This is a genomic window from Saccharomonospora halophila 8 (genome assembly GCF_000383775.1).
GTDB classification, from domain to species: Bacteria; Actinomycetota; Actinomycetes; order Mycobacteriales; family Pseudonocardiaceae; genus Saccharomonospora; species Saccharomonospora halophila.
On record NZ_KB912529.1, the window covers coordinates 12,345 to 19,204 of the forward strand.

At 70.1% G+C, this 6,860-nt stretch carries 5 protein-coding genes and 1 pseudogene; 2 read left to right on the forward strand and 4 right to left on the reverse strand.

Translation table 11 applies throughout. The features are described from left to right. Window positions 1-364 (forward strand): annotated as a pseudogene (locus SACHA_RS26090) (nitrate- and nitrite sensing domain-containing protein); the annotation flags it as partial. A gap of 106 nt (window positions 365-470) precedes the next feature. Here the strand turns inward: SACHA_RS26090 and SACHA_RS0109320 are convergent. From SACHA_RS0109320 to SACHA_RS0109335, 4 genes are all read right to left on the reverse strand, one after another. Beyond that, window positions 471-1,268 carry an ABC transporter ATP-binding protein gene (locus SACHA_RS0109320; RefSeq protein WP_028663028.1) on the reverse strand — a complete coding sequence of 266 codons (798 nt, stop codon included), beginning with the start codon at window positions 1,266-1,268 and terminating at the stop codon, window positions 471-473. A 40-nt stretch (window positions 1,269-1,308) separates the two neighbouring features. Beyond that, on the reverse strand, window positions 1,309-2,133 hold the full coding sequence (locus SACHA_RS0109325; RefSeq protein ID WP_019809161.1) for an ABC transporter permease: 825 nt from the start codon (window positions 2,131-2,133) through the stop codon (window positions 1,309-1,311). A 140-nt stretch (window positions 2,134-2,273) separates the two neighbouring features. After that, window positions 2,274-3,053 (reverse strand): ABC transporter permease, encoded by a 780-nt coding sequence (locus SACHA_RS0109330; protein ID WP_019809163.1) that lies wholly within the window; start codon window positions 3,051-3,053, stop codon window positions 2,274-2,276. A 1-nt stretch (window position 3,054) separates the two neighbouring features. Next, window positions 3,055-4,077, reverse strand: coding sequence for an ABC transporter substrate-binding protein (locus tag SACHA_RS0109335; protein ID WP_028663030.1), 1,023 nt, complete (start codon window positions 4,075-4,077; stop codon window positions 3,055-3,057). 566 nt (window positions 4,078-4,643) lie between these two features. On the opposite strand from SACHA_RS0109335, the gene SACHA_RS21240 reads away from it, so the two are divergent. Beyond that, window positions 4,644-6,860: sensor histidine kinase (locus SACHA_RS21240; RefSeq protein ID WP_051110150.1), on the forward strand; the 2,217-nt coding region annotated here is incomplete at its 3' end.

A 6,860-nucleotide genomic window follows, 5' to 3' on the forward strand; every position in this document is an offset into this window, starting at 1 on the left:
CGCGGGCACCGCGGAGGACCCGGCCGCCGTGGCCGACGAGGACGCCCCGGGCGCGCTGGAGGACGAGGTCCCGACCGACCGGCTCCCCGCCTACCAGGCGGTGCTGTCCCGGTGGTTCCCGGACGCGGACCCCGGGAGCGGGACGGACGGAGGGGCCGACGTCGGCGAGGAGGGCCCGACCGAGCGGACCGATGAGCTGCACATCGACGGGATCGTGCCCGGGCCGCCACGAAGGGACGGTGCCCACGTGCGTCCGCCGGAGGAGGTCCCACCCGCGGTGAGCCGCGATCCCGAATCCGTCCGCCGACGCATGACCAGCCTGCAACGCGGCGCCCGCCGCGGCCGCCACGCGCGGACGGATTGACCGGGTACGCGCCCCGTCCGTGGTGCCGTGAAGGGCACATTCCCCGCGCCGGAGGCAGCGAGGGGCACTTTCCCGGCATCCCCCGCAGGGAATGTGCCCTTCACGGTCAACCCGACGGGGAAGGGGAGGGGGTCGGGGTCGGGTTGTGCAGGAGTCGGGCGACCTCGGCGCGGAGGGAGACGAACTCCGCCGATTCCCGGGTGGTGATCTGGTCGCGGTCGGCGGGCAGGTCGACGGTGAGGTCGGCGACGATCGACGCGGGCGCGCGGGACAGCACCAGCACCCGGTCGCCGAGATACACGCTCTCGTCGATGTCGTGGGTGACCAGCAGGATCGTGCTCCCGTTCTGCCGCTGCACGTCGCGGAGCAGATCCTCCAGCTCGAACCGGGTCTGCGCGTCGACCGACGCGAACGGTTCGTCCATCAGCAACAGCGCCGGGCGGCGGGCGAGTGCGCGGGCGAGGGACACCCGCTGCTGCATGCCCCCGGACAGCTGCCACGGGTACTTGGCGCCGACCCCGCCAAGGCTCACCCATTCGAGCGCCTCCTCCGCGCGGCGGCGCCGTTCGGCGCGGCTCATCGGCCGCCACCGCAGCGGGAACTCGACGTTCTGCCGCACCGACAGCCAGGGAAACAGCGAGCGGTTGTAGTCCTGGAAGACCACCGCGAGGTCGTCGGGAACCCCGTCGACCGGATCACCGTGCAGCGACACCGCCCCGCCGCTCGGGCGGACGAGCCCGGAGAGGCACCGCAGCAGCGTCGACTTGCCGCAGCCGGACGGCCCGACGATGCAGGCGAGCTGGCCGGTCCCGACCGTGAAGGTCAGGTCCCGCACCGCGGTGTGCGGGCCGTCCCCGCCCGTATAGCGGTGGTGGAGGCCGGACACCGCCAGCATGGTTGTCATGACACCACTCCTGTTCGTCTCGACGTGCGCACCGAGCCGGTCACCAGCGCAGCAGGCGGCGCTGAATCGCGAGCAGCAGGGCGTTCAGGCCGTAGCCGAGCACGCCGAGCAGCACGATCCACGCCCACATCGTGGGGAACTCGAAGCTCTGCTGGGCGAAGATGAGCTGGTAGCCGATGCCGTCGGTGGTCCCGACCATCTCCGCGATCACCATGAGGATCAACGACAGCGACAGACTGAGCCGGAGCCCCGCGAAGATTTTCGGGGCGGCGGCGGGCAGCACGATCATCGTGATCCAGTAACGCCGCGGCGTGCCGAACGAGCGCGCCGTCTCCCGTTGCAGCGGGCCGACCGAGCGCACGCCGTCGACCGTGTTGAGCAGGATCGGCCAGATCGCGCCGAACACGATGGTCACGAGTTTCATGGTGTTGTCGATGCCGAACAGCACGAGGAACACCGGGATCAGGGCCGGGGGAGGGACCGCCCGCAGGAACGCGAACAGCGGCCCGACGTAGTCCATTCCGGTCCGCGACCGGCCCAGCGCGGTTCCCAGCGTCACGCCCACGAGGGCGGCGATCGCCCAGCCGCCGAACACCCGGCCCAGGCTGGGCAGCACGTCCTCGTACACGGTGGCCGTGAGGAACCCCTCCGCGGCGGGTGCGGAGACGAACAGGTCGACGGCGGTGCCCACGATCTCGGTCGGCCGCGGGAAGAACGGGCTGTCCGCGGCGGCGGTGGCCAGCTCCCACAGCAGCACGGCCGCCGCGAACACCGACCACTTCGTCACCAGCGCCCGGAGACCGCGCCCGACCGCCCGCAACGGTTCGCCGGCCCGGCCCGCCGGGGCTTGCCCGGTGTCGCTCACACGGCCTCCTGTGTCTTGCGGGGCACCCGCACCCGGTCGGCCTGTTGTGAGCGCTGGCTCAGTGTCGCTCACACGGCCTCCTGTGTCTTGCGGGGCACCCGCACCCGGTCGGCCTGTTGTGAGCGCAGGTTCAGTGTCGCTCACACGGCCTCCTGGGAGTCCGTCCCCGTGGCCGCGTGCCAGCGGAACAGGCGTGCCCCGAGGCGTTCGAGTCCGTCGTTGGCCAGGTAGCCGAGTGCGCCGGCGACCAGGGTCCCGGCGAGGACGAGGTCCATCCGGCCCGCGCCCGCGGCGGCTTCGAGGACGAAGCTGCCGATACCGACGTCGGCTCCGGCGATGAATTCGGTGGAGACCACCACGATCAGCCCGATGGCGGCGGAGATCCGGATGCCGGTGAACACGAACGGTGCCGAGTGCGGCAGTGCGACCGTCACGAGTGTGGCGATCCGGCCCGCGCCGGACGACCGGGCCGTGTCGAGCAGCAGCGGGTCGATCTCGTCGAAGGCGTAGATGGTGTTGTAGAGGATCGGCCAGACCGCCGCGTAGACCGCGAGCGTGATCTTGGCCTCCGGACCGCCGCCGATCGCGACGAGTACCAGCGGGATCAGCGCCACCGACGGGATCGGCCGCAGGAACTCGACCAGTGCCATGGTGGCGCTGCGGACCCGGGGCAGACTGCCGAGCACCAGGCCGAGCGGGACGGCCCCGGCCGCCGCGATACCCAGGGCGAGGGCCGAGGCGAGCACGGTCGCCACGACGTCCCGGAGGAACGGCTCCGTGCCGAGCATCTCGACGGTCCGGCCGAGAACGACGGACGCGGGCGGCACGTCGGTGGCCGGTACCAGGCCGGACCTGGCCGCGCACTCCCAGAGCCCCAGGAATGCGGCCAGGCCGGCCAGATTCCGTACGACCGGACGCACGTCAGTCGGCGTTCGGACGCGCGATCATCGCGGAGGCGTCGATCTTCGAGTCGACCAGACCGAACTCCACCATCAGGTCCGGTACCCGCTGCAGACGCGAGGCGTCCAGGCTGGAGTGGAACGTCGGCAGGTTGACCAGGGACGCCGTCTCCGCGTCGATCTTCGCCGTCTTCTGGATGATCGGCTCGATGACGGAGCGGTCCTGCGCGTCGGCGGTCGCCTTCTCCATCGCGCGCTGGAAGGCGGCCACCGTCTTCGGGTTGTTCTCGGTGAACTCGGCCAGTGCCCCGTACCCGGCGAGCGGGAAGCTCTCCGTCGGCCCGGTGGCGACGTCGGCGATCGGGCGGACGCCGTGCTCCTGGGCACCACTGGTCAGGAACGGTTCGATGAGCGTGCCCGCGGCGACGTCGCCCCGGGCCACGGCCGCCGCGGTGTCCGGGAACGAGACCTGGACCCACTCCACGGACCCGTAGTCGAGCCCGTTCGTCTTCATCAGCGACTTGACGATCGTGTCGGCGATGGTGTTGGTCGCCGATACGGCGATCTTCTTGCCCTCCAGGTCCTCGACGCCGGTGATCTCGCCGTCCTTCCTGGCGACGAGGCTGAAGGTGTCCGGCGCCGCGGCGACCGCGTCGGCCACGATCCGGACCTCGGCGGTGCCCTTGGCCTGGGCGAGGAAGTACGGCACGTAGCTCGACTGGACGATGTCGGCGTCCCCGCCGATCATCTTCTGGGTGGCCGCCTGCCCGCTCGCGGCCTGTTCGATCTTGACGTCGAGGCCCTCGTCGGCGAAGTAACCCTTCTCCTGCGCCAGGTACAGCGGGGCGACGTCGATGGACGGCAGATGCGCCACGGTGATCGAGGACCGCTCCAGGTCGGAGTCGCCGCCGCCGGACGACGCGGAGTCGTCCTCCCCGCCGAGCAGCCCGCAACCGCTGACGGAGGCGAGCAGACCCAGTGAGGTCATGACGGCGGCCAGCCGGCCGCGTCTCGAGTGCGTTCGCGTGGTGCCGTGTCGAAGCAATGCCACTCCTCGGTGGGGCGATATGCCGGTTGTCTGCGTGGGTGAGGCGCTGACTGAGCGCGACACCTCCCCGATCGCTCAGCGAGCCACGGCTACTGTAGAGATTGATCGTCCTCATCACAATGAGTGCCGAGTCGCAATCATCGAGTGCTTTGCACCACTCGATCGGGTGGACGCGCGTGTGGTCTAATTAACGCTTGGTTCCAGCTGCGCGCGCGGTTGATCGCTGCCACCACGGTGAGGGCCAGCTCGGACGTGACAACGATTGATCAATCAGGGTTACGTCGGTGTCACGGTGTTCGCTACATCCTGTGTTCCCGTGATGTAGTGAGCCCCCCGAAGTAGTGACAGGACACGGCGAGTGGGTGGAACAGACCACGACATGGCGTACTTCGGTGTGCTGAGTCCGTGTGTTGACCCGTGTGGGGGGATGACGCCATGCTTCCGCTGTTTGGCGTCCACTGGGGGTGACAGGCGGTCACATGAACGCGTGCAGTGCGTAGCAAGTGCTCGGCTCAGGAAGCCGGCGGTGGATCCGGCTCGGACGACAATGGTGGTAGAGATCGGTGCCGAAGAGTGAGATCCCGGACGAGAACGGGCGGCTCTCCGACCAGGACCGGGTCGCACACAACGAGGCGGCCGTCGGGGACACGTCGGACGGACCGGGCCGTTCCGGCCGGGAGGGTGACGGGCAGGGTAGGCGGTGGCGCCTGAGCAATTGGCCGTTGCGCTACAAGATGGCCGTGGTCCTGATCGTGCCCCTGCTCACCGCGGTGATCTTCGGTGGTCTGCGCGCGAGCGAGTCCCTGTCGGACGCAGGCGAGCTCCGTGAGGGTGTCGACCAGATCGGGGTGGCCGAGCGCGTCGCCGTGCTGATGCACGAGATCCAACGCGAACGCACCCTCATGGTGGCGGCCATGTCCGGCGCGCCGGTCGGGTCCGAGGGCGTGAACCGGCAACGGGCCAGGGTCGACGACGCGGTGCGCGCACTGTCCGAGATGGCGGATACCGGCGACGGGGAGTCCTCACGTGCGGCCGTCTTCTCGCACGGGCTCCAGCGGCTGTCCGCACTGCGGACGAAGATCGACACCACCCCGTTGCCCGCGCTGTCGGCCTACACCATCTACAACTCGATCATCGAGTCGTTCGTGGGTGGCAGCGGCATCAATCCGCTGGTGGCGGATCAGGAACTGTTGCGCCGCAGTGACCTGGTGCGGCAGATCAACGAGATCAAGGAATACACCGCACGGCAGAACGCGGTACTCCAGATGGCGGTGGGGTACGACGAATTCGTCGCCGACCTGCTCGACCGAGCCCGGAGTGCGGGAGCCAGAGCGGAGGCCGCCGTCGAGGCCCTGGTCGCCGAGGCGAGGATCGGGGAGCAGGAGCTCTACCGGGACAGCGTGTCCGGTGCCGAGGTGGACAATCGCGCCCGGCTGATCACCACCGCGTACAACGGTGCGGACAGGCCCGGTGGTCCGGGCATCAACGGCAGCCAGCTCCGGGCCGACAGCATCCTGACCGTCGACAAGATGCGCGCGGTCGAGGTCGAACTGCTGGATCGGTTGAAGGAACACAACGAGGAACTGGCCGCCGAGGCGACCACGACCGCGTGGGTGTTCCTCGCGATCACGCTGGCGACGCTGATCGCCGCGGTCGTGTTCACCCTCCTCGTCGCCCGCGCGCTCGCCCGCCCGCTGCGCGACCTGCGGTCGAGTGCACTGGAGGTCGCCTACGTCCGGTTGCCCGAGGCGGTGCGGCGCATCCTGGCCGACCCGAACCCCATCGAGGCCTCCCGGAACGCGGTCACCCCCGTGCCCGTGCACACACGGGAGGAGATCGGCGAGCTCGCCCGGTCGTTCGACGTGGTGCACGAGCGGGCGATCCGGCTGGCCGCCGAGCAGGCCCTCCTGCGGGAGAACGTCAACGGCATCTTCGTCAATCTCTCCCGCCGCAGTCAGCGGCTCGTGGAGCGCCAGCTCGGGATCATCGATCGGCTGGAGTCCGACGAGCAGGATCCGGACCAGCTCGCCAGTCTGTTCGAACTGGACCACCTGGCGACCCGGCTGCGCCGCAACGGTGAGAGTCTGCTGGTGCTCTCCGGGGCGGGGCTGACCAAGTCGATGTCCAAACCGGTGCCCGCGGCGGACGTGATCGGTGCCGCGGTCTCGGAGATCGAACAGTACTCCCGAGTGGAGCTGGGCACCATCCCGGAGGTGTCCGTGCACGGCCGCGCGGTACACGACCTGGTGCATCTGCTCGCCGAACTGCTGGACAACGCGACCTACTTCTCGGAGCCGGAGACGGCGATCAGCGTCCGTGCCGTGGTGACGCGGCGCAACTCGCTCGCGGTGCAGATCACCGACCGCGGGGTCGGAATGTCCGACCAGCAGCTCACCGAGGCCAACGACCGGCTGGCCGACCCGCCCGACCTGGACGTGTCGGTGACCCGGCGGATGGGTCTGTACGTGGTCGCGCGGCTGGCCAAGCGACACGGCATCGAGGTGCGCCTGCGCGAGAACGAGGACATCGAGGGTGGTGTGATCGCGCGCGTGGTGGTCCCGACCGACCTGCTCACCGGAGCCGTGCGGCCCACCGGAACCACCGCCACCGTGCCGCCGTACGACTCCGGGACGGGCTCGGCCTCCGGCCCGTCGCACGCCGAGGTGTCGTCGCCGTCGTTGTTCCCCTCCACACCGGACCTCGCGTCGGGCGGCGTGGCGCCGGGCACGACGATCCCGCCGCTACCCGCACCGCGCGGCTCGGCCGAGCAGAACCCCCCG